The sequence below is a fragment of the Paraburkholderia sp. GV068 genome (assembly GCF_003058125.1).
GTDB lineage: Bacteria > Pseudomonadota > Gammaproteobacteria > Burkholderiales > Burkholderiaceae > Paraburkholderia > Paraburkholderia graminis.
On sequence record NZ_QBUB01000026.1, the window covers coordinates 45,893 to 69,613 of the forward strand.

Sequence of the window (23,721 nt, forward strand, 5' to 3'; positions counted from 1 at the left end):
AAGCGATCAAAGGCGGTATAAACCTTGGGGAGTGCTGAGGCGCTTCTCAGGCCGCCATCACCGGCGGCGAAGAAAGCGACGGTGCCTGCTTGCGACGCTCGCGCGTAGGCGCGGTGCCGAATGCATCGCGATAGCTCTTCGAAAAGTGGCAGGCCGACTGGAAGCCGCACGCCATCGTGATGTTCATGATCGACATGTCGGTTTGCAGCAGCAGTTCGCGCGCGCGCCGCAAACGCAGCGTCAGATAGTAATGCGTCGGGGTCATCCCGAGATGCTCGCGGAAGAGGCGTTGCAATTGCCGTTGCGACATGCCGGCAAGCCGCGCGAGTTCCTCGCGCGATAGCGGCTCTTCGATGTTGTTCTCCATCAGCGAGATCACTTCGAAGAGCGACTTGTTGGCCGAGCCGAGCCGCGCGACGAGCGGCATCTTCTGTTGCGCGCTGGTATCGCGCACATGCTCGACGATGAACTGCTCGGCGATCTGCGTGACGCGTGCAGTGCCCACACGCGGCGCAATCAGGTTAAGCATCATATCGAGCGGCGCAACGCCGCCGGTGCAGGTCACGCGATCGCGATCTATCACAAAGAGTTCTTTCAGAAAGCGCGTGTCGGGAAACTCTTCCTTGAGCGCCGACATGTTCTCCCAATGAATCGCGCACGCATAGCCCGCTAATAGTCCGGCGCGCGCGAGCGCATACGTTCCGGTGCACAGGCTCCCGAGCACGCAACCCATGCGCGCGAAGCGGCGCAATGCCGACAGATGCGCAGGCGTGGTCGCGCGCTGCACGTCGATGCCGCCGATCACGAACACGATATCCGGCTGGCCGACGCATTCGACCGGACCCGTATCGACCGACAACCCATTGCTTGCAGTCACCGGCCCGCCTTCGGGACTCACGATCGACCAGCGGTAAAGCGTTTGCCCTGTCAGGTAATTCGCCATGCGCAGCACTTCGATCGCGTTGGTGAATGCGATCATCGTGAAGTTCGGGACGGGCATGAAGGCGAAATGCGACAGTGACGCCGTGCGATCGGTGGACATGATGAGGAATGATTCCTTCGAATCTATAGTGCCGCGTCGCTGTGGGGAACTGCGACTTATGTAATTTTGAGGACTAGCGCAACTACCATGCCATCAGGCTAAACCCTCGGTTGCCTATGCTTGCCCATCAAACAGATAAGAAACGGCACCAGAAGCGCGCGGCGGCCATCGCGAACCGCACCGCAAACGCGCACTGCGTCCAGCCGCAGTGCAGCATCGCGTCGCCAGCGAACGACCGTTCGGCATCGGCGCGATGATCCGCCGGCGGTATGAACCAAGGGATCCGCAGAGGCGACTTGTCGAAAAAGGTCGCCTATGGCGGAAAAGGCAAAGAACGCGTCTGAATTCATAAATTGACGCGCGATGCAAGCGTCAAGAATAGACGTACGCAATCCGGCGGCGGCAGGGCAGAAACGAAGGCCCACCAACGCTTCCGGCGCCTAACGTCAATGACCCCACGGACCTTCCATGTCGAACCCGAATCCTTTCTTCGAAGAACCGCTGAGCACGCGCGATGCGGCGGTGCGCGGCGCAATTTTGAAAGAGCTCGAGCGTCAGCAGTCGCAAGTCGAGCTGATCGCGTCGGAAAACATCGTGTCGCGCGCGGTGCTCGAAGCGCAAGGCTCGGTGCTGACCAACAAGTATGCGGAAGGTTATCCGGGCAAGCGTTACTACGGCGGTTGCGAATATGTCGACGAGATCGAGACGCTTGCACTCGATCGCATCAAGCAACTGTTCAACGCGAAGTTCGCCAACGTGCAGCCGCATTCGGGCGCCCAGGCCAACGGCGCGGTGATGCTCGCGCTGGTGAAGCCAGGCGACACAGTGCTCGGCATGTCGCTCGATGCAGGCGGCCACCTCACGCACGGCGCCAAGCCGGCGCTTTCGGGCAAGTGGTTTAACGCGGTCCAGTACGGCGTGAATCGCGACACGCTCCTGATCGATTACGAGCAGATCGAGGAACTCGCGCAGCAGCATAAACCCGCGCTGCTGATCGCCGGCTTCTCCGCTTATCCGCGCGCGCTGGATTTCAAGCGGCTGCGTGCGATCGCCGACAGCGTCGGCGCGAAGCTGATGGTCGATATGGCGCACATCGCAGGCGTGATCGCGGCGGGACGTCATGCGAATCCGGTCGAACATGCGCACGTGGTTACGTCGACGACGCACAAGACCTTGCGCGGCCCGCGCGGCGGCTTTGTGCTGACGAATGACGAAGATATCGCGAAGAAGATCAACTCCGCCGTGTTCCCCGGCCTGCAAGGCGGCCCGCTGATGCATGTGATCGCCGGCAAGGCGGTCGCGTTTGGCGAGGCGCTGCAACCAGGCTTCAAGACTTATATCGACAGCGTTCTCGCGAATGCGCAGGCGCTCGGCGAAGTACTGAAGGCAGGCGGCGTCGATCTCGTGACGGGCGGCACGGACAACCATCTGTTGCTGGTCGACTTGCGCCCGAAGGGTCTCAAAGGCAATCAGGTCGAGCAGGCGCTGGAGCGCGCCGGCATTACGTGCAACAAGAACGGCATTCCGTTCGACACGGAAAAGCCGACCATCACCTCGGGAGTTCGCCTCGGCACGCCGGCCGGCACCACGCGCGGCTTCGGCGTGAACGAGTTCCGCGACGTGGGCCGTTTGATTGTCGAAGTACTCGACTCGCTGCGCGATCACCCCGAAGGCCATGCCGCCACCGAACAACGCGTGCGCCGCGAGATCTTCGCGCTGTGCGAGCGCTTCCCCATCTACTGAGAACGCCTGGAGCAAACGATGAGCAATCTGCACGAAAACAGCATCATCATCGACGGTTTGAACATTTCGAAGTTCGAGCGCTCGGTGTTCGAGGATATGCGCAAGGGCGGCGTGACCGCGGTGAACTGCACGGTGTCGGTGTGGGAGAGCTTTCAGAAGACGGTCGACAACATCGCCGAAATGAAGCAGCAGATTCGCGAATACGGCGAGATCCTGACGCTCGTGCGCACGACCGACGACATCTTCCGCGCGAAGAAAGAGAACAAGACCGGCATTATTTTTGGCTTCCAGAACGCGCACGCATTCGAAGACAACCTCGGCTATATCGAGGCATTCAAGGATCTCGGCGTGAACGTGGTGCAGCTTTGCTACAACACGCAGAACCTCGTCGGCACCGGTTGCTATGAACGCGACGGCGGCCTCTCGGGTTATGGCCGAGAAGTGATTCAGGAGATGAACCGCGTCGGCATCATGGTCGATCTCTCGCATGTGGGCGGCAAGACTTCTTCGGAAGCGATTGCGGCTTCTAAAAAGCCGGTGTGCTACTCGCATTGCTGCCCGTCGGGATTGAAAGAGCACCCGCGCAACAAGAGCGACGAGCAACTGAAAGAGATTGCAGATGCAGGTGGTTTTGTCGGCGTGACGATGTTCGCACCGTTCCTCAAGCGTGGTGCCGACGCGACCGTCGAAGACTATATCGAAGCAATCGAATACGTAGTGAATCTGATCGGCGAAGATCAGGTCGGCATCGGCACGGACTTCACGCAAGGCTACAGCACTGAGTTCTTCGACTGGATCACGCACGACAAGGGCCGTTATCGCCAGTTGACGAACTTCGGCAAGGTCGTGAACCCGGAAGGCATTCGTACGATCGGCGAGTTTCCGAATCTGACCGCCGCGATGGAACGTGCCGGCTGGAGCGAAACGCGCATCAAGAAGATCATGGGCGAGAACTGGGTGCGGGTATTCGGCGAAGTGTGGAAGGTCTGATCTTCCGCCTCATTCAATCAACGAAATAGCCCTATAAAAAGCGGAGTCCCACATGCAACCCCAACTGCCTATCGACGTCGATCCGAACACCGGCGTCTGGACCACCGACGCGCTGCCGATGCTCTACGTGCCGCGCCATTTCTTCACGAACAATCACACCGCGGTGGAAGAAGCGCTCGGCATCGACACGTATGCGGAGATTCTCTACAAGGCCGGCTACAAGTCCGCGTACTTCTGGTGCGACAAGGAAGCCAAACAGCACGGCATTGCCGGCATGGCTGTATTCGAGCATTACCTGAAGCGGCTTTCGCAGCGCGGCTGGGGCATCTTCTCGATTACCGAAGCCGACCCGTCAACTTCGCATGCGCGTATCGAGTTGCACCATTCGTCGTTCGTGCTGGCGCAGCCGGGCAAGGTCGGCAAGCTCTGCTACATGTTCGCCGGCTGGTTCGCGGGCGCGATGGATTGGGTCAACGACACCGCGCCCGATTCGTCGCGTAAGGGACCGCCTTCGCGATCGCGCGAAGCGCGCTGCGCAGCAGAAGGCCACGAGCATTGCGTATTCGAAGTCTCGCCGCTCGCTGCATAACGCGTACGGCACAGCACCACCAGCCATATCATTCCGAGGTCGATCGCGATGCGTTACCCGAACCTTTTCAAGCCTCTCACGCTGAACAAGCTGACCTTGCGCAACCGCATCGTGAGCACTGCGCATGCGGAGGTGTATGCGGAGCCGGGCGGCCTGCCTGGCGACCGTTATATCCGCTACTACGAAGAAAAGGCCAAGGGTGGTGTCGGCCTCGCCGTGTGCGGCGGTTCGAGCCCGGTGTCGATCGACAGTCCTCAAGGCTGGTGGAAGTCGGTGAATCTGTCGACCGACAAGATCATCGATCCGTTGTCGCGCCTCGCCGAAGCCATGCATGCGCACGGCGCGAAGATCATGATCCAGGCCACGCATATGGGCCGTCGCTCGGCATTTCACGGCGAGCACTGGCCGCATCTGATGTCGCCGTCCGGCGTGCGCGAGCCGGTACATCGCGGCAACGCGAAGATCATCGAAGTGGAAGAGATTCGCCGCATTATCACCGACTTCGCCGCGGCCGCTAAGCGTGTGAAAGACGCGGGCATGGACGGTGTCGAAATCTCGGCGGCGCACCAGCATCTGATCGACCAGTTCTGGAGCCCGCGAACCAATTTCCGTACTGACGAATGGGGCGGCTCGCTCGAAAACCGCCTGCGTTTCGGCGTCGAAGTGTTGAAAGCCGTCCGCGAAGCAGTCGGCCCCGATTTCTGCGTCGGCTTGCGCATGTGCGGCGACGAGTTTCATGAAGACGGGCTCGATCACGAGCAGTTGAAAGAGATCGCGCAGGCCATGAGCGAAAGCGGCCTCATCGATTATCTCGGCGTGATCGGTTCGGGCGCGGACACGCACAACACGCTCGCGAACTGCATGCCGCCGATGGCGCTGCCGCCCGAGCCGTTCGTGCATCTCGCAGCCGGCATCAAGTCGGTCGTCAAGATTCCGGTCATGCACGCGCAAAGTATTCGCGACGCAGGTCAGGCCGAGCGTTTGCTCGCAAGCGGCATGGTCGATCTCGTCGGCATGACGCGCGCGCAAATTGCCGACCCGCATATGGTCATCAAGATTCGCGATGGCCGCGAAGACGAGATCAAGCAATGCGTCGGCGCGAACTATTGCATCGACCGCCAGTACAACGGGCTCGACGTGCTGTGTGTGCAGAACGCTGCGACATCGCGTGAAGCGACGATGCCGCATGTAATTACACGCACGAGCGGGCCGAAGCGCAAGGTTGTCGTGGTCGGCGCCGGTCCTGCCGGACTCGAAGCCGCTCGCGTCGCGAAGTCGCGTGGTCATGACGTCGTGCTGTTCGAAAAGAACGACTACGTGGGCGGCCAGATCATGCTCGCGGCCAAGGCGCCGCAGCGCGAGCAGATGGCGGGCATCGTCCGCTGGTTCGACATGGAGACGAAACGGCTTGGCGTGGACCGCCGTCTCGGTGTTGCCGCCGACGAAAAGACCATCATGGCCGAGAAGCCGGACATCATCGTGCTGGCTACGGGCGGTTCGTCGTTCACGTCGCAAGTCGCGGCATGGGGTGTCGACGAAGGTCTCGCTGTCAGTTCGTGGGACGTGCTCTCGGGCAAGGTCGAGCCGGGCAAGAATGTACTCGTGTATGACGGCGTCAGCACACATGCCGGCGCAGGCGTGGCCGATTTCATCTCGAGCCGCGGCTCGAATGTGGAGATCGTCACGCCCGACGTGAAAGTCGCCGACGACGTAGGCGGCACCACGTTCCCGATTTTCTATCGCCGTCTCTATGCGCAAGGCGTGGTTCACACGCCGAATTACTGGCTCGACAAGGTGTACGAAGAAGACGGCAAGAAGATCGCCGTGCTTCGCAACGAGTACACCGAGGAGCAGGAAGAGCGCGCGGTCGATCAGGTGGTGATCGAAAACGGCAGCACGCCGAACGACGAGTTGTACTGGAAGCTCAAGCCCGAGTCGGTGAATCGCGGCCAGGTGGACGTGCATAAGCTCTTCGCATCCGAGCCGCAGCCGTCGCTTTCCGAAGAACTCCGCAATGGCCGCTTTCTGCTGTTCCGCGTCGGCGACTGCATCTCCATGCACAACATTCACGGCGCGATTTACGACGCGCTGCGCCTTTGCAAGGATTTCTGACGATGAGCCCCGTGTCTGTCATCACCGTGCTGTTGTGGTTGTCGATGGCGGGTCTGGCGTTCGCGCTCGCGAAGCGCGCCGCGTATTGGCGCGAGGGCCGCGCGACGGCGGCGGGCGCGTACGGCTGGGCCAATTTGCTGTCCATTCCAAAGCGCTACTTCGTCGACCTGCATCATGTGGTCGCGCGCGATCCGTACATTGCAAAGACGCATGTCGCGACCGCGGGCGGTGCGATCCTCGCGATGGCGCTCGTGTTCGTCAACTACGGTCTCGCGATCTACTCGCCGTGGCTCGACAAGCTGATCTTTCTGGCCGCGCTCGTGATGCTGGTCGGCGCCGTGTTCGTGTGGCGCCGCCGTCATGGTGCGAAGGCGGTGCCCGCGCGGCTTTCGCGTGGACCGTGGGATCACTTGCCGCTGCTGCTCGGCTCGTTCGCGCTCGGCCTCGTGCTGTTCGTCGCGCTGCCGGCTTCGGCGATGTCGGGCGCGCTCGCCATCATCGTCGCGCTGCTGATCGCGGTGGGCGCCTTCACGATGACGTTCGGTGCGGCGCGCGGCGGTCCGATGAAACATGCGCTCGCGGGTCTTTTGCATCTGGCTTTTCATCCGCGTCAGGAGCGCTTTGCCGAGCGTAACTCGAACGATGTCGTGCCGCCCACCGCATTGAAAGTGCCGCTGCTCGACGCGAAAGAATATGGCGTGGGCAAGCCGGTTGAATTTCGCTGGAACCAGTTGCTCAGTTTCGATGCGTGCGTGCAGTGCGGCAAGTGCGAAGCGGCATGTCCCGCGTTCGCCGCCGGCCAGCCGCTTAATCCGAAGAAGCTGATTCAGGATCTGGTCACGGGCATGGTCGGTGGCACCGACGCGGAATACGCGGGCAGCCCGACGCCCGGCATTCCGGTCGGCAAGCACGGCGGCGCACCACAAAAGCCCTTGATTTCCAGTCTCATCGAAGCGGAAACGCTGTGGTCATGCACGACCTGCCGCGCTTGCGTGCAGGAGTGCCCGATGCTGATCGAGCATGTCGACGCAATCGTGGACATGCGCCGCAATCAGACGCTCGTCGAAGGCACGGTGCCCGGCAAAGGTCCGATCACGCTCGCGAATCTGCGTGAGACCGGCAGCGCGAATGGTTACGACATCGGCGCGCGTTACGACTGGGCCGTCGATCTTCAGGTGCAGGTCGCGCAGCCCGGACGTCGCGTGGATGTGCTCTTGATCGCAGGAGAAGGCGCGTTCGACATGCGCTATCAACGCACGCTGCGCGCGCTCGTCAAGGTGCTGAACCGCGCGGGCATCGACTATGCGGTGCTGGGCGGAGTGGAAACGGATACCGGCGATACAGCCCGGCGTCTCGGCGACGAAGCCACCTTCCAGCAACTCGCGAGCAAATTGATCGGCACGCTTTCGCAGTATTCGTTCGGCAAGATCGTGACCGCGGACCCTCACGTGCTGCACAGCCTGCGCAACGAATATCGCGCGCTGGGCGGCTTTTACGAGGTCCAGCATCACACTGCGCTGATCGACGAACTCATCGCGAGCGGCAAGCTGTCGCCGCGTGCCGCCGCCGCTTACGCGGATAGCAAGATCACGTATCACGATCCGTGTTATCTCGGCCGCTATAACGGCGAAACGGAAGCGCCGCGCCGCGTGTTGAAGAGCATCGGCATCAAGGTCGTCGAAATGGAGCGCAACGGTATGCGCGGACGTTGCTGCGGTGGCGGCGGCGGTGCACCGTTGACGGACATTCCGGGCAAGCGGCGCATTCCCGACATTCGCATCGACGACGCACGCGGCATCGGCGCAAACATCGTCGCCGTGGGTTGCCCGAATTGCACGGCGATGCTCGAAGGCGTGGTCGGTCCGCGTCCCGAAGTGCTGGACGTCGCCGAACTGGTTGCAGCGGCGCTGGAGTAACGCGATGAACACAATCAAACGAATCGATCCGCGCCGGCCGTTTACGATCACGGCTGACGGACTTCGGCGCATTACGTTGGGCGCTATCGGTGTGGCCGGTGCGCTGGATTTCACGGCCGCGAGCGGCGCACACCGCGAACAGCCGAAGCCGCGCCGCACGACAGCGGCGCCTTCGCACACGATGCTGGTCGCCGCGCACGCGGACCGCGGCGCGCTCGACGAGCATGCGCGCCAAACACTCGCCGCCGCTGCATTGGTTGCGGATGCATCGACGGAAGTCGTGCTGCTGGTATTCGGCGAGTTCACCGGCGACGCTGCGGCGCTCGGCGCCGACAAGCTAATCGAATTGCCCATGTTCGATAGACGCAAGTTCGCGCCCGTCGATGAACTGAATGCGCTTGCGGCGTGCGTCGCGGCGTATGCGCCCGTGCATGTGTTCCTGCCCGACAACGCGACCGGCGACGGCGATCTCGGCCGCCGCTATGCAGCCGCGGCGAATGCGAGCGTCGCGACGCATGTGGTCGAAATCGACGCCTCGCACGTGGCCGCGTATGTGCATGCGAATACCGCGTTGGCTTCGCGCGCGTTGCCCGAAGTGGTTCTGCTCGCAGCGAATGCGGTCGATCCGAAGTTGCCGTTCGTCGGCGCGGGCGAGCGAGTGGTGTGGCGCTTCGATGGCGAGTCGGCCAGCGCGAAAGGCACGGTGCGCGATCTCGGCATCGAGGAAATGGACGCGGCGCAACTTGCATTGGAAGAGGCGGACTTCATCGTGTCCGCGGGCAACGGCGTGAGCGACGTGCCGGCGTTCGAGCGTCTCGCGGCCACGCTGGGCGCGGCGATCGGTGCAAGCCGCGTGGCCGTCGACGACGGCAAGTTCACGCGCGACAAGCAGATCGGCGCAACGGGCAAGACGGTCGAAGCGAGCGTGTATATCGCGTTCGGCATCTCGGGCGCCGTGCAGCATTTGCAAGGCATCAAGGATTGCCGTCATGTGATCGCCGTGAATCTCGACGCGAGCGCGCCGATTGCCAAGCGCGCGAATCTGACCGTGATCGCGGACGCGCAGGAAACCATTGCGGCGCTCAACGATGCCGCGGCTGCAGCGCGTTCGGCGCGCGGCACCGGCGCGGCGTTACTCAATTCGAAGGCCGTTGCGGAAGGAGCGCTTGCATGAAAATCGCCGTACTCGTTTCGGTGGGCCGGCATCCGGTAAGCGGCGTTGCGCGTTACAGCCGCAACGACGCAGCCGCACTCACGCTCGCGTTGTCGCTAGTGAAGCAGCACAACGCCACGCTCGATGTGCTGCATGCAGGCGACGCAGCGAATCCCGCGTTGCAGGAATATCTGGCGCTCGGTGCGCGCTCGGTGGAAGTGCTTGCGGTTCCCGCAGTTGGGGACGACGCGCAAGCGGATGCTTCCGCGCCGCTCGCCGCGCGTTTGCATGGCTACGATCTGGTATTGACCGGAACGCGCGCGGAAGGCGCATTCGACAGCGGCATGCTGCCGTATCGCGTCGCCAATGCGCTGAATATTCCGCTCGTCGGCGCGGCCGTCGACGTGACGTTGAACGACGGTTGCGCGCAGGTTCGCCAATTCATGCCGAAGGGTTTGCGTCGACGTGTCGAAGTTCAATTGCCTGCGTTGATCGCGGTGCATCCGATGGCGAATGCGACGCCGACGTATGCATACGCACGACTGCGCGAAGGCACGATTCGTCCGGTTGCGAGTACGGCAGGCGCGGGAACAGCCGCGAGCAATGCCACCACAGAACCCGCCTGGACGATCCGCCCCGCAACCGCCAAACCCGTGCGCCTGGCCGCCGCTGAAAAGCGTTCCGGCCATGCCCGCATGCTTTCGGCAACCACGACGGAAAGCCGCGGCGGAAGCGTCGTAATTGAAGGGAGTTCCGTCGAAAAAGCACAAGTGATTCTCGCGTATTTGCGCGAGCATCAACTCGTGGATTACTGATTTCCGGTTCAGGCGAACCAGCGGCCAGGAGGGCCTGGCGCGGCGCCAGACGTGACACGCAACGGAGCACACAATGAAAGTTTCCGCAGACGTTCGCGCAATGATCGAACGCCGCAAAAAGAATCACACGCTGGAAGCGCCGTTCTATACGAGCGAGGACATCTTCGCGCTCGACATGGAAGCGATCTTTCGCCAGCACTGGATTCAGGTCGCAGTCGAGCCGGACGTGCCCGAACCGGGCGACTACATCACGGTGGAGATCGGTCATGATTCCATCCTGATCGTTCGCGACGACGACATGCAAGTGAGGGCGTTTCATAACGTATGCCGTCATCGCGGCTCGCGCCTGTGCAATACCGACAAGGGCTCGCTTGGCAACATTGTGTGCCCGTATCACAGCTGGACGTACAACCTGAACGGCGACCTGATGTTCGCCGAGCATATGGGCGACCAGTTCGACCGTTGCAAGCACAGCCTGAAGAAGGTTCATGTCGAGAACCTCGCGGGACTCATCTTCATCTGCCTCGCTGAGAATCCGCCCGCGGACTTTTCGGTGATGCGCGCTGCAATGGAGCCGTATCTGCTGCCGCACGAACTGGCCGGCTGCAAGATCGCGGCATCGATCGACATTATCGAGGAAGGCAACTGGAAGTTGACGATGGAAAACAATCGCGAGTGCTATCACTGCGTCGCGAACCATCCCGAACTCACCATTTCGCTTTACGAATATGGCTTCGGCTATCAACGCTCGCCGGCCAACGAAGAAGGCATGGCCGCATTCGAAGAGACCGTTGCACGGCGCACCGCGCAATGGGAAGCGATGAAACTGCCGTCGGCGGAAATCGAACGGCTCGCGGATCTCGTGACCGGTTTTCGCACGCAGCGCCTGCCGCTCGATCGCGACGGCGAATCGCAGACGCTCGACGCAAAAGTGGCGTCGAAGAAACTGCTGGGCGGCTTCGAGCAGGCGGATCTCGGCGGGCTTTCTTTCTGGACGCAACCTAATTCGTGGCATCACTTCATGAGCGATCATATCGTGAGCTTTTCGGTGATTCCGCTTTCGGCGGGCAAGACGCTCGTGCGCACGAAATGGCTCGTGCACAAGGACGCACGGGAAGGCATCGACTATGACGTGAACAACCTCACGGCAGTCTGGCGCGCGACCAACGATCAGGACCGTGCGCTCGTCGAATACTCGCAGCGCGGCGCATCGAGCAGCGCGTACGAGCCGGGTCCTTATTCGCCGTTCACCGAAGGTCTCGTCGAGAAGTTCTGCGAGTGGTATATCGGCCGCATCGCGGATTACAGCAATGCACCGCAAACCCACGATGCCACGCCGCTTGCGCATGGCGAGAACGTCGTGTCCTTCGTGCGCTGAGCGCCGAGCGCAACCAGGAGCGGGAGAAAACAATGATGCGCGATCAGGCGGCGTTTCAGCCAGGCGGTGAGCCGGCCACAGACCCTGCAACAAGCCGTGCAAGCCGTGTTACGCAGCCGCGCTTCTGGGACGCGCTGCCGGCGCGCTGGAACAGCGACGTCGACGACACGCTGGTGTGCTGCCATGTCCGTCAGGAAACGCATGACGTGAAGAGCTTTTTCTTCCGCGCGCCGAATGAACGGGCGTTCGTGTTCGAGCCGGGGCAATTCATCACGCTCGAACTCGATATAGACGGCGAATCGATTAACCGCTGCTATACGATTTCGTCGCCGCCGACGCGGCCACACACCATCTCCATTACGGTGAAGCGCGTGCCGGGCGGCAAGGTGTCGAACTGGCTACACGACAATCTGCAAGTGGGCGGCGAGGTTCGCGTGCTCGGACCGGCCGGCGAATTCACGTGCGCCCGCCATCCCGCGCGCAAATTCCTGTTTCTGTCGGCGGGTTCCGGCATTACGCCGTTGATGTCGATGAGCCGCGCGCATCACGAACTCGGCGAGGACAGCGACATTGTGTTTGTGCACAGCGCTCGCACGCCGGACGACATCATCTTCGCGCGCGAACTGGATCTGATTGCGTCGAATCACGCGCATTTTCGCACCGCGTTTGTGTGCGAACGCTTAGGCGCGCGCACGAATTGGCCTGGCGTGACGGGCTTTTTGACGTTGCCGTTGCTCAAGCTGATTGCGCCGGACTTTCTGGAACGCGAGATCTTCACCTGCGGCCCCGCGCCGTATATGCAGGCCGTACGTAATCTTCTGGATGAGGGCGGCTTCGATCGCCGTCATTATCATGAAGAGAGCTTTTCGTTCGAAACGGTCAGCGAGGTCGCCGCGCAATTGACGACCGCTCACGTCGGCGATGTATTGCAAACCGCGCCTGAAGCGGTTGCTGTGGAGAGCTTTACAGAAGCGCGGCAAGAGGCGCCGGCTTTCGAGCCGGCTCCCACCGCGCCGGAGATCGGAACCGAAATCGAAACGCGCTATAAGGTGAGCTTCACGAAGAGCAATCGCGAGATCGAATGCGGCAGCGGCCAACATGTATTGGACGCTGCAAAAAAAGCGGGCGTGCGCCTGCCCGCATCGTGTACCCAGGGTATGTGCGGAACCTGCAAGGTAAAACTTGTATCCGGCGAAGTCGCGATGAAGCACGCGGGCGGCATTCGTCAGCGCGAAATCGATCAGGGCATGGTGCTGCTGTGCTGCAGCAAGCCGCTCACCGATCTCGTCGTCGAAAAGTGACTGGCGCACGCGCCAGGAAAAGCAGTTGCCGCCAGTGGCCGGGCAAGCCCATTAACCAGGTCGCATGCGGACAACTGCGTGTCGCAAAACAACGTTACTGGGCAATTCTGGCTGGCGATTCTAAATGCTCATTGGGTTGTTTGTGGAAGTGAACGGGAGAACGGCGATGAGACTGATCAGAAAGATATTGGTGTTGAGCACCCTGAGCGCGGCGCTGGCGGCAAGCAGCGTGAGCGTTTCGGCGGATACGAAGCCGACCATCAAAATCGGCTACGTGGAAGGCTGGGACGACAGCGTGGCGACGTCCAACGTCGCTGCACGCGTGATCGAGAAACGTCTCGGCTATCAGGTTCAACTCGTACCGGTCGCGGCCGGCGTGATGTGGCAAGGCGTGGCGCGCGGCGATCTCGACGCGACGCTGTCCGCGTGGCTGCCGGTCACGCACGGCGCGTACTGGAACAACTTCAAGGAGAAGGTGGTCGACCTCGGGCCGAACTTTAACGACGCGAAGATCGGTCTGATCGTGCCGGATAATCTCGACGTGAAAACGGTCGGCGATCTGGAAGCGAAGAAAGCGGAATTCGGCTCGCGTATCGTCGGTATCGACGCCGGCGCGGGCGTGATGCAGAAAACCAGCGAGGCCATCAAGGCCTATGGACTCGACTACAAGCTAATGCCCAGCTCGGGCAGCGCAATGACCGCGGAACTCGCGCGTTCGGAAGCGGCGAGCAAGCCGATCATCGTGACCGGCTGGAAACCGCACTGGATGTTCGCGAAGTACAAGCTGAAATTCCTCGAAGATCCGAAGAAGGTATTCGGCGAAGCGGAGCACGTCGATAGCGTCGTGAATCCGGAACTGGAAAAGAAGGCGCCGCAGGTGGTTGCGTTCCTGAAGAAGTTCCAGTGGAAGCCGGGCGAGATCGACAGCGTGATGCTCGCGACGCAAAACGGCGAGAAGCCGACCGCCGCAGCCGATGCGTGGATCGGCGCGCATAGCGATCGGGTGGATAGCTGGGTGAAGTAATCTGCTCTGTTTGCCGATATAGGCGATACGACAAGACGCCGCTTCTTTTCCAGAAGCGGCGTTTTTTTGTGCTGTGATGTTATTGTAGAACGACCGTTCTATCGCCATTGATAAACACACGCCGCTCGATAAACGCTTTCACTGCGCGAGCAAGCGTAATGCATTCCACGTCGCGGCCGGTGGCGAGCAGCCTGTCCGGACTATACGAATGATCGACGCGTTCGACCACTTGCTCGATGATCGGACCTTCGTCGAGATCGTCGGTCACGAAGTGCGCCGTTGCACCGATCAGTTTGACGCCGCGCGCATGCGCCTGGTGATACGGCTTCGCGCCTTTGAACCCAGGTAAAAACGAGTGGTGAATGTTGATCGCGCGCCCGGCGAGCGCACGGCTCGTCTCGCCCGAAAGAATCTGCATATAGCGCGCGAGAATCATCAGTTCGGCCCCGGAAGTCTCGAACAGATCCAGCAGACGCGCTTCCTGTTGCGGCTTGGTATCGGCCGTAATAGGCAGATGATGAAACGGCAATCCGTGTTGCTGCGCGAGCGGTTCGAAATCGCGATGATTCGAGCCGATACCGACAATGTCCATTTTCAGTTCGCCCATTCTCCAGCGGAACAGCAGGTCGGCAAGACAGTGCTCGAGCTTCGACACCATGATCAGAACCTTGGGTCGCGTGCCGACATCATGCATCGCCCACTTCATATGAAAGCGCTCGGCAATAGACTCGAATTCGCGTTTGAGCGCCGAGATATTCAGCGTCTCGTTGCTGTTCACGCCGTGAAAGACGCAGCGCACGAAGAAGCGTTCGCTGAGATCGTCGTCGAAAACGGTGAGTTCGTCGATATAACAATGATGCCGGTCGAGAAAGCCGACAACGGCGGCAACCTGGCCCGCGGCGCTCGGACACGCAACGGTGAGAACCAGTTGATCTGGACGGGAATCGGCGGACATGCGCTCTCCACATAGACGATAGGCTCATGCCGCGGACGCGGCATGCATCGTCGCAGTAGAGCAAATCCGTGCGCGAGGCGGATAGAAGCGAATCGCCGTGGCAATGGAACGGGAGCGTCAGAGCCTCAGAGCGTCATTCGGCGTCGAGCCCGCATTCGCCGAGCAGCCATTGGCGGAAAGCGTCGACCGCCGGCGTGGCCGCACGCTGCGTGACCAGCATATAGCCGCGCTCGGTGACAACCGGCGCATCGAACAGTTCGACGAGCTGCCCCGTTGCAAGCAATTCGTCGATGAGCGGCGCCCAGCCGAGTGCCACGCCCTGGCCCATGATCGCCGCATGGGCGACGAGCGTGAAGCTGTTGAACGTGATGCCGCGATGCGCGGCCGGCGCGACAAGACCATGCGCCGCGAACCAGTCGGCCCATGACAGCCAGCGCGCCGGCTGCGTGGGTTCGAGATGAAGGAGCGGCAGCGTGAGCAGTTCGGAGGGCGACGTGAGCGGCGGATGCGCCGCGAAAAACGCCGGACTGCACACTGGCGTCACACGCTCGGGAAAAAGTTTGACCACGCTGCGTGCATTCCAGTCCGCATGTTCGTCGCCGAATGCAATCGCCACATCGGCCTGATCGTGCGATGGATCGAATACGCTTTGCGACGTAATGATCTTGACATCGACATCGGGCATGAGCGCCTTGAATTGCGAAAGCCGCGGCATGAGCCAATAGGTTGCGAAGCCGAAGTCGGTAGATAGCGTAAGCGTTTGCGGCGTGCGGCGCGCGCGGATTTCGGCGGTGGCAACGCGGATCGTGTCGAGCGCATGACGCACCGCTTCAAAAAGGCGCTCGCCGTCTTCGGTGAGCCGCACGCCACGATGACCGCGCTCGAAAAGCGGCGCGCCCAGCGTCTCTTCCAGTTGCACGATGCGCTGGCTTACTGCCGGCTGCGTGGAGCCTAACTCGCGCGCGGCCGCCGTAAAGCTCGCGAGACGCGCGGCGGATTCGAACATCGTCAATGCCTGCATTGGCGGCAAGCGGTCCTGCCTCGACATAACGCCCCCTTATAGGCACATAACGAATTGCCGTCTTCACAGCGCCGAATTGAACGGCAATAGTGATGTTGATGCCGGACGCGCTCCACGAGCGCCGCTCAAATGCGGCTGTTGTCGCAGATGCACCGGCACAAGTACTTGCACTGACATTCATGATTTTATTCGAGGCGCGCTCCAATGCTTGACAGCAAAAAGAATATTCTTATTCTGATGGCCGACCAGATGACTCCGTTCGCGCTTGCCGCGTACGGCCACCCGCTCACCCGAACACCCAACCTCGATCGTCTGGCAAAGCAGGGCGTGGTTTTCGATTCCGCGTACTGCGCGAGCCCGTTATGCGCGCCGTCGCGTTTCTCGTTTCTCTCCGGCAAGCTGCCGTCGGCAATTGGCGCTTACGACAACGCAGCAGAATTTCCGTCGCAAACGCTGACATTCGCGCATTATCTGCGGGCGGAAGGCTACCGCACGATCCTCTCCGGCAAGATGCATTTCTGCGGCGCCGATCAATTGCACGGTTTCGAAGAGCGCCTCACTACCGACATTTATCCCGCCGACTTTGGCTGGACACCGAATTGGGACGACTTCGAAGCGCGCCCTACGTGGTATCACAACATGAGTTCCGTGATCGACGCCGGCCCTTGCGTGCGCACCAACCAGCTCGATTTCGACGACGAAGTGACGTTCACCACGCGCCAGAAGCTCTTCGACATTGCGCGCGAACGTCATGCCGGTAAAGATGCACGGCCGTTCTGCATGGTCGCCTCGCTGACGCATCCACACGATCCGTATGCCATTCCGCAGAAGTACTGGGACATGTACCAGGACGAAGAGATCGACATGCCCACGCACCGCGATTCATTCGACGAAGCCGATCCGCATTCGAAGCGCCTGCGTCACGTTTGCGAAACCGATCGCACGCCGCCGACCGGGCAGCAGATCCGCAACGCACGGCGTGCGTATTACGGCGCGATTTCCTATGTCGACGATCAGTTCGGCGCGATTCTCGAAGCATTGGAAGAGGCCGGGCTCGCGAACGATACGATCATTGTCGTCACTTCCGACCACGGCGAAATGCTCGGCGAGCGCGGGCTCTGGTACAAGATGACGTTCTTCGAAGGCGGCTGCCGCGTGCCGCTGATCGTGCATGCGCCGCAGCAATTCGACGCGCATCGTGTGAGTGCTTCGGTATCGCATCTCGATCTGCTGCCCACGCTTGTCGAACTCGCGCGTGGCGAACCACTCGCGGCGTGGCCCGATTCGCTCGACGGACATAGTATCGTGCCGCATCTTCTGGGAGAGCGGGGCGGTCATGATGAAGCGATCGGCGAGTACCTCGCTGAAGGTGCAATTGCACCGATCGTGATGCTTCGGCGCGGGCGCTTCAAGTTCATTCACACGCCGGCCGATCCGGATCAACTCTATGACGTGCAGGCCGATCCGCTGGAGCGCGCGAATCTCGCATTCAACGCGGAGTACCCCGCTCAGGTCGAAGCATTCCGCAAAGAGATTGCCGCTCGCTGGAATCTCGCCGCGCTGCATCAGGACGTGCTGCAAAGCCAGCGTCGCCGCCGTTTTCATTTCGCCGCGACCACGCAAGGCACCGTTGCTTCATGGGACTGGCAACCGCTCGTCGATGCAAGCCAGCGCTATATGCGCAACCACATCGACCTCGATACGCTGGAGGCGATGGCGCGTTTTCCCGCAGTCGCGCACTGAGTTGTCTCTCTTGTCTTGCACCGCTACGCCCGACGCTCCACGCTAACGATTCACCCACTCACAGGAAGCCGCGATGATGAACAAGCTATTCAAACAGGCCATGTCCGGCGTTGCGCTGCTATGCGCGGCGGCGAGCTTTGCGTCGGCCGCCGAGCCGCAATCGTGCATGCAGGTCAACATGGCGGGGCCGGGATGGACCGACATCGACGCAACGAATGCGATGACCGGCGTCGTGCTGAAGGCGCTCGGCTATAAGCAGAAGGTCGCGAACCTGTCGGTGCCGATTACGTATCAGGGCCTGAAAAAAGGGCAAATCGACGTATTCCTCGGCAACTGGATGCCCGCGCAGGCGCCGGTCGTCAAACCTTTCGAAGAAGAAAAGTCGATCGTGGTCGTGCATCCGAACCTGAGCAATGCGAAGTTCACGCTTGCCGTGCCCGACTATGTGGCGGCAGCCGGCGTCCACTCGTTCGCGGATCTCGCGAAGAATGCCGACAAGTTCGACAGCAAGATATACGGCATTGAACCGGGCGCGCCGGCCAACCAGAACATCAAGAAAATGGTGGATGATAAGGCGTTCGGACTCGATAGCTGGAAACTCGTGGAATCGAGTGAGACGGGCATGCTCACACAAGTGGAGCGGGCCGTGCGTGAGAAGAAGTGGATCGTCTTTCTTGCGTGGGAGCCGCATGTGATGAATACGAAGTTCAAACTGTCGTATCTGGACGGAGGCGACAAGTACTTCGGCCCCAACTACGGCGGCGCCACCGTGAACACCGTTGCGCGCAGCGGCTATGCGGAGCAGTGTCCGAATGTCGGCCGTCTTTTCAGGCAGCTTACGTTTAACGTCGATTTGGAAAACGGCGTGATTACTGAAGTACTGGAAAAGAAAACCAGTGTCGATGTGGCCGCAACCGAAGCACTCAAGCGTCATCCCGATCTGCTCAAAGCGTGGCTCGACGGCGTGAGCACCGCGAATGGCGCCAATGGATTGCAAGCCGTGCAAACGGCGCTCGGTGTGAAATAACAAAGGCCATTGCAATCGCCAGGTCGCGAGGCGACAGATTCATGTCGCATCCAATCGATTCGACGTAAATCTGGACCCGTATTCTTGACTCGTCGATGCCGGCCTGGCGGAATTTTAATGCTCAACAAATAGCAGCCAGGTCTTATCGACCGGTCTCAACCGGTTTCGAACTGCCCGTCATGCGAGAAATGCCGCACGCCTGAAAGCCGCGCGGCAGGGATCGCTTTATCCAACGAATTGTGCAGGCATAGAGCAGGGGAGAATTAGATGAAGAAGAGAAATGCCGTCAGTCTTTCGGGACTCGCTATTGCAGCAAGCGCGGTATGTGCGCCAACGGCTGTCCATGCACAAAGCAGCGTCACGCTGTACGGCATTCTGGACGCCGGCATTACGTACGTGAACAACGCCGGTGGTTCCCACCAGGTGAAGTTCGACGACGGCATTTCGTACGGCAACCGGATCGGCTTCAAGGGCGTCGAAGATCTCGGCGGCGGTTTGCAGGCGGTATTCGTACTCGAGTCGGGTTTCCACGTAGGCAATGGACAACTTGGATTCGGTGGCGCTGAGTTCGGACGCCAGGCGTATGTCGGTCTGAAGAACAACTGGGGCACCTTGTCGTTTGGTAACCAGCTCGACATGACCGAAGAATTCGCGTACCTGTACAACATATCCGCGTGGGCAAGCGGTTACGCGATTCACCAGGGCGACTTCGACCGGATGAACGGCGACCGGCTGCCTAACTCGATCAAGTTTCTCTCCGCCGATATATCCGGCTTTTCTTTCGGCGGCATGTACTCGTTCGGCAACACGGCTGGCGACTTCCATCAGAAAAGCGCATGGAGCGTGGGCGCACGCTATGAGCACGGTCCGTTCAACATGGGCGCCGCTTATACGCAGTTGAACAACCCGTTCGGCATCTATGCGTTCGATCCGTACGCGATGATCGGCACGCATACTTTCCTCGGCAGGCCGACCGTTTCCGTCGATCCTGCAACCGGCGCGGTTACAGATTTGTATAGCTCGACTTCATTTCCGGTCGACAGGCAGGGCGCGTTTGCAGTCGGCGCCGCTTATACGATCGGCAATGTGATGCTGAGCGGCAACTTCACTTACACGACGATCAAGGGCCTTGGCCAGACCTCGCATATGCAGGTTTATGAGGGCGGCGCTTCGTACACGTTCACGCCGGCGTTGATGCTCTACGGCGGCTATCAGCACACGCGGTTCGAAGGAAACCACTGGAATCAGGGCTCGCTCGGGCTTCACTACCTGTTGTCGAAACGTACGGACGTGTACATCTCGGGCGATTATCTGCGCGCATCGGATGGTGTGAACGCGGTGATCGGCTATAGCTTCACGCCGTCGTCGACCAGCACGCAGGCTGATGTGCGTATCGGCATGCGCCATTCGTTCTGAAGCGGCGCGGCGGATTTCTGTGAGCGGGAATCCGCCTGGATTTAGCCGTTAGTTTGCAGCCGTTGAAGACAGGGCGCAATGCGTCGCACCATCGCGGCTCTTACGCTTGACCTCGATCAAGAGCGCCCACGTCTTCTGACCGATGATGTCGTTACGACTTTAATCATCGCGTTGGAGGACATCATGACTAGCTCGGACTGCAGGATCTTATTTTCGGCAATCGCCGTTTTTGTGGCGCTCGGGGGCATAGGGGTGTCGATCCGCGGCTTGCTGTTCGACGAGCCGTCATTTTTTTCGTTATGGCATTGCCGGTGTGGTCGGCGGCGTTGCGTGCTTCGTGTGGCTACTCAATTCCGCACGCGACGGCAACTCGTGATCGCCTGACTGCGTAGCGGCCGCTTGCTCACATCAGCGGCGCTCCGAGCATTGCCCCCAAGCATTGCCACCACCAGCGGCCAGACCCTGCTCTGACGCTGTCTCCTCATCACCAATACATTCAACATGCCAGTGCCCGTTTCGACGAGCGCATAGGCGGGCGCCTCCTCGCGCCGTCCGTTGCCAGTCGTTCTTTCCGCCACGAGCGTTGCACTAAATCAAACGATGCGCACCGTGCGCGGCCCTGCGACCTCGTTGACGCAGGTCAATCGTCAGATGCGGATACGCGCTCATGATTCTCTCATCGACTCGCTGCTCCAGGTGGCTTTCGCTGCCGCAACGGTCGACGGAAACGTGCAGATCGGGCGGAGGCAAACATGTACGCACACATCGTGGTGGCACTCGACGGCAGCGACGCAGCCAAGCGCGCGCTGAGCGAAGCGATTCAGTTGACGAAGCTCTCGCGCGGCAGGTTGACGGCCGTCTACGTGCTCGATCAGTCGGCCGCGTTCACCTACGCAGGCGCTTGCGATCCGCATCTTCTGAGCGGCGCCGCGCGGCAGGTCGGAACCACGCTGCTCGATGGCGCACAGAAACAGATGCGCGAGATGGACGTCGTGGGCGACACGGAGATCGTGGAAACGCGGGGCATCGCCGAAGACATCGCCGGCACGTTGCTGCGCTTCGTTCAGTGGAGCGGCGCGGACCTTGTTGTGATGGGCACTCACGGACGGCGCGGATTGCGGCGCATGGTGATCGGCAGCGTTGCCGAGCGTTTCGTCCGCCATGCGACGTGCCCCGTTCTGCTGGTTCGCGAGCCCACTGACGCAAAGCGCGAGGCGCCGCTTTGATCTGAACTAGCCGCTCGTCTCTCTGATCATTGGAGTCATCTCGTGAAAGCACTGGTTTATCACGGCGCCGGGCAAACATCGCTCGACGAGCGGCCGATGCCGCAACTCGCGTCGCCCACCGACGCCATCGTCAAGGTGACGCGCACGACCATCTGCGGCACCGACCTGCATATCCTGAAGGGCGATGTCCCCACCTGCGAGCCCGGCCGCATTCTCGGCCATGAAGGAGTGGGAATCGTCTATCAGCTTGGCGCTGCCGTCAGCACGCTGAAAGAGGGCGACCCGGTGCTCATCTCGTGCATTTCGTCGTGTGGCAAGTGCGACTACTGCCGGCGCGGAATGTACTCGCACTGCGCGACGGGCGGATGGATTCTTGGCAACAGGATCGACGGCACGCAAGCGGAATACGTGCGCATTCCTCACGCCGAAACAAGCCTGTACCGCATTCCCCAAGGTGCGGATGAAGAGGCGCTAGTGATGCTTTCCGACATCCTGCCGACCGGCTTTGAATGCGGTGTTCTGAACGGCAAGGTTGAACCGGGAAGCACGGTGGCGATTGTCGGCGCGGGGCCGATCGGGCTCGCGTCGCTGCTTACCGCGCAGTTCTATTCGCCGGCGCAGATAGTGATGATCGACCGCGACCCTTACCGTCTGGAAGTGGCGTCGCGCTTCGGGGCGACGGCGTGCGTCGATAGCGGCGTCGACGATCCGGTGGCAAAGCTCATGAAGCTCACCGCCGGAACGGGCGCGGATTGCGTGATCGAGGCCGTGGGTGTGCCCGAGACTTTCGAGTTATGCCAGGCGCTGGTGGCGCCTGGCGGCGTCATCGCCAATGTGGGCGTGCATGGCGTGAAGGCGGATCTGCATCTGGAATCGCTGTGGGATCGCAACATCTCGATCACGACGCGTCTCGTCGATACGGTCAGTACGCCGATGCTGCTGAAGACCGTGCACGCCGGCCGGCTCAGCGCCGCGAGCCTGATCACGCATCGCTTCAAGCTCGACGATGTACTGAAAGCCTACGAGACTTTCGGCGATGCGGCCCGAGCGCATGCATTGAAGGTCATCATCGAAGTGGCGTAAAGGCCCGTTGAATCGTCTGCCGGCCATTCGAGCCTCGCCGACATGATCCACGTCAAACAGAACGGTGCCGCACACGCCTAACCTTGAATAGCACAGGGGTTTGTCGCGTTGCCCCTTGATTCAACGCCCAACCTTCAGGAGGCTTACCATGCGCGCATCCGATGTCATGACCCACACCGTTGTCTCGGCCACGCCCGACATGACCATTCGTCAGGTCGCCAAGATGTTTGTCGATAACGGCATCAGCGGCGCGCCAGTGCTGGATACGGACGGCAGCATCGTCGGCATCATCAGCGAAGGCGATCTGCTTCGCCGCAGCGAGATCGGAACCGACGAGACCAGGCGCGCGTCGTGGCTCGATTTCTGGTCCGCGAGGCACGAGGCGCGCGATTACGTCAAGACGCATGCGGCCAAGGTGAGCGATGTGATGACGACCGATGTGGTGACTGTGCAGCCTGACACGCCGCTTGGCGAAGTTGCGGGCATTCTCGAAGCACGGCACATCAAACGCGTGCCGGTGACGGAACGGGGACAGGTGGTCGGCATCGTGAGTCGTGCCAATCTCGTCCAGGCGCTCGCGAGCGTGCCCGATGAACCGGTGTCGGACGCCACGCTCTCGGACGCGGAAATTCGCGCGGTCCTCATGGGCGAACTGGCGGGGCGCAGATGGGGCTTTGCTGGCCGCAATATCGTGGTGACAGACGGCGTCGTGCATCTATGGGGCGTTTTCCAGTCGGCCGACGCAGTGGATGCCGTGCGCGTGGCGGCGCAGAACATACCCGGCGTCAAGCGTGTGGAAGATCACACCGAGCCGTATCAGATGATGCCTGGCATCTAGTAGCAGAAAGTAGCTCCGTACTTCTGCGCGTGTCTGACACCCGCGTCGCCTGCGATACGAACCGCCGCTAGGCCGCGGCCTTCAGTCGCTCGTCAGGCGCGGCGCTAGAGGCGGGAAACGATACTTCGACGGCGAGTCCGCGGCTCTCGAGGCCGGGCCCGAAGCGCACCGTCGCGCCAAAATGTTCCGCGATGCGCGCGACAATCGAAAGGCCAAGACCGCTGCCGGTCGCCTGGTTGCCGGTGGCGCGAAAAAACCGGCTGGTCAGACGCGCGACATCTGCCGAGGCCACACCGGGGCCGTCGTCGCGCACGGTCACGACAACGCGATTATCGAGCGGCTCGTGCGC

At 61.1% G+C, this 23,721-nt stretch carries 21 protein-coding genes; 17 read left to right on the plus strand and 4 right to left on the minus strand.

Translation table 11 applies throughout. The features are described from left to right. Window positions 1-46 precede the first annotated feature (46 nt). Entirely contained in the window at window positions 47-1,042 is a 996-nt protein-coding gene (locus C8K18_RS31410) for a GlxA family transcriptional regulator (RefSeq protein WP_006052173.1), read from the minus strand. Between the two features lie 468 nt (window positions 1,043-1,510). On the opposite strand from C8K18_RS31410, the gene C8K18_RS31415 reads away from it, so the two are divergent. From C8K18_RS31415 to C8K18_RS31460, 10 genes are all read left to right on the plus strand, one after another. Beyond that, the gene (locus C8K18_RS31415) at window positions 1,511-2,785 is read left to right on the plus strand and encodes a serine hydroxymethyltransferase (RefSeq protein WP_107710894.1); all 1,275 of its coding nucleotides are present in this window, start codon (window positions 1,511-1,513) and stop codon (window positions 2,783-2,785) included. Window positions 2,786-2,803: 18 nt separating this feature from the next. Continuing rightward, window positions 2,804-3,775, plus strand: coding sequence for a dipeptidase (locus C8K18_RS31420; RefSeq protein WP_027798645.1), 972 nt, complete (start codon window positions 2,804-2,806; stop codon window positions 3,773-3,775). Between the two features lie 52 nt (window positions 3,776-3,827). Further along, window positions 3,828-4,364, plus strand: coding sequence for a DUF5943 domain-containing protein (locus C8K18_RS31425; RefSeq protein ID WP_107710893.1), 537 nt, complete (start codon window positions 3,828-3,830; stop codon window positions 4,362-4,364). 48 nt (window positions 4,365-4,412) lie between these two features. After that, entirely contained in the window at window positions 4,413-6,476 is a 2,064-nt protein-coding gene (locus C8K18_RS31430) for an NADH:flavin oxidoreductase (RefSeq protein WP_107710892.1), read from the plus strand. Window positions 6,477-6,478: 2 nt separating this feature from the next. After that, on the plus strand, window positions 6,479-8,392 hold the full coding sequence (locus C8K18_RS31435) for a (Fe-S)-binding protein (RefSeq protein ID WP_107710891.1): 1,914 nt from the start codon (window positions 6,479-6,481) through the stop codon (window positions 8,390-8,392). 4 nt (window positions 8,393-8,396) lie between these two features. Next, window positions 8,397-9,566 (plus strand): electron transfer flavoprotein subunit alpha/FixB family protein, encoded by a 1,170-nt coding sequence (locus C8K18_RS31440; protein WP_006052167.1) that lies wholly within the window; start codon window positions 8,397-8,399, stop codon window positions 9,564-9,566. After that, window positions 9,563-10,360 carry a drug:proton antiporter gene (locus tag C8K18_RS31445; protein ID WP_107710890.1) on the plus strand — a complete coding sequence of 266 codons (798 nt, stop codon included), beginning with the start codon at window positions 9,563-9,565 and terminating at the stop codon, window positions 10,358-10,360. Before C8K18_RS31440 ends, C8K18_RS31445 begins: the two co-directional genes overlap by 4 nt. A 73-nt stretch (window positions 10,361-10,433) precedes the next feature. Beyond that, on the plus strand, window positions 10,434-11,738 hold the full coding sequence (locus C8K18_RS31450) for an SRPBCC family protein (protein WP_029971734.1): 1,305 nt from the start codon (window positions 10,434-10,436) through the stop codon (window positions 11,736-11,738). A gap of 32 nt (window positions 11,739-11,770) precedes the next feature. Then, window positions 11,771-13,039, plus strand: a complete 1,269-nt coding sequence (locus C8K18_RS31455) for a hybrid-cluster NAD(P)-dependent oxidoreductase (protein WP_107710889.1) — start codon at window positions 11,771-11,773, stop codon at window positions 13,037-13,039. 166 nt (window positions 13,040-13,205) lie between these two features. Beyond that, window positions 13,206-14,063, plus strand: a complete 858-nt coding sequence (locus C8K18_RS31460; protein ID WP_006052163.1) for a glycine betaine ABC transporter substrate-binding protein — start codon at window positions 13,206-13,208, stop codon at window positions 14,061-14,063. A 79-nt stretch (window positions 14,064-14,142) separates the two neighbouring features. On the opposite strand, the gene purU is transcribed toward C8K18_RS31460, so the two are convergent. Beyond that, window positions 14,143-15,018, minus strand: coding sequence for a formyltetrahydrofolate deformylase (purU, locus tag C8K18_RS31465; RefSeq protein WP_107710888.1), 876 nt, complete (start codon window positions 15,016-15,018; stop codon window positions 14,143-14,145). 133 nt (window positions 15,019-15,151) lie between these two features. After that, window positions 15,152-16,066 (minus strand): choline sulfate utilization transcriptional regulator, encoded by a 915-nt coding sequence (locus tag C8K18_RS31470; RefSeq protein ID WP_053860648.1) that lies wholly within the window; start codon window positions 16,064-16,066, stop codon window positions 15,152-15,154. A 177-nt stretch (window positions 16,067-16,243) separates the two neighbouring features. On the opposite strand from C8K18_RS31470, the gene betC reads away from it, so the two are divergent. The 7 genes from betC (at window position 16,244) to C8K18_RS31505 (ending at window position 23,372) form a co-directional block, all read left to right on the plus strand. Continuing rightward, entirely contained in the window at window positions 16,244-17,782 is a 1,539-nt protein-coding gene (gene betC, locus C8K18_RS31475) for a choline-sulfatase (RefSeq protein ID WP_107710887.1), read from the plus strand. 73 nt (window positions 17,783-17,855) lie between these two features. After that, on the plus strand, window positions 17,856-18,809 hold the full coding sequence (locus C8K18_RS31480) for a choline ABC transporter substrate-binding protein (RefSeq protein WP_107710886.1): 954 nt from the start codon (window positions 17,856-17,858) through the stop codon (window positions 18,807-18,809). Between the two features lie 267 nt (window positions 18,810-19,076). After that, complete coding sequence (locus tag C8K18_RS31485) at window positions 19,077-20,225, plus strand: porin (protein ID WP_029971725.1); 1,149 nt, start codon at window positions 19,077-19,079, stop codon at window positions 20,223-20,225. Between the two features lie 183 nt (window positions 20,226-20,408). Then, window positions 20,409-20,609 (plus strand): DUF2964 domain-containing protein, encoded by a 201-nt coding sequence (locus C8K18_RS31490; protein WP_258230488.1) that lies wholly within the window; start codon window positions 20,409-20,411, stop codon window positions 20,607-20,609. A 368-nt stretch (window positions 20,610-20,977) separates the two neighbouring features. Further along, a complete protein-coding gene (locus C8K18_RS31495) occupies window positions 20,978-21,451 on the plus strand; it encodes a universal stress protein (RefSeq protein ID WP_029971722.1) in 474 nt (157 codons plus the stop codon). A gap of 42 nt (window positions 21,452-21,493) precedes the next feature. Next, entirely contained in the window at window positions 21,494-22,534 is a 1,041-nt protein-coding gene (locus tag C8K18_RS31500; protein ID WP_107710885.1) for a zinc-dependent alcohol dehydrogenase family protein, read from the plus strand. 148 nt (window positions 22,535-22,682) lie between these two features. After that, on the plus strand, window positions 22,683-23,372 hold the full coding sequence (locus C8K18_RS31505) for a CBS domain-containing protein (protein ID WP_029971719.1): 690 nt from the start codon (window positions 22,683-22,685) through the stop codon (window positions 23,370-23,372). 67 nt (window positions 23,373-23,439) lie between these two features. On the opposite strand, the gene C8K18_RS31510 is transcribed toward C8K18_RS31505, so the two are convergent. Further along, the coding region (locus C8K18_RS31510; protein WP_258230487.1) for an ATP-binding protein at window positions 23,440-23,721 on the minus strand (282 nt) is incomplete at its 5' end.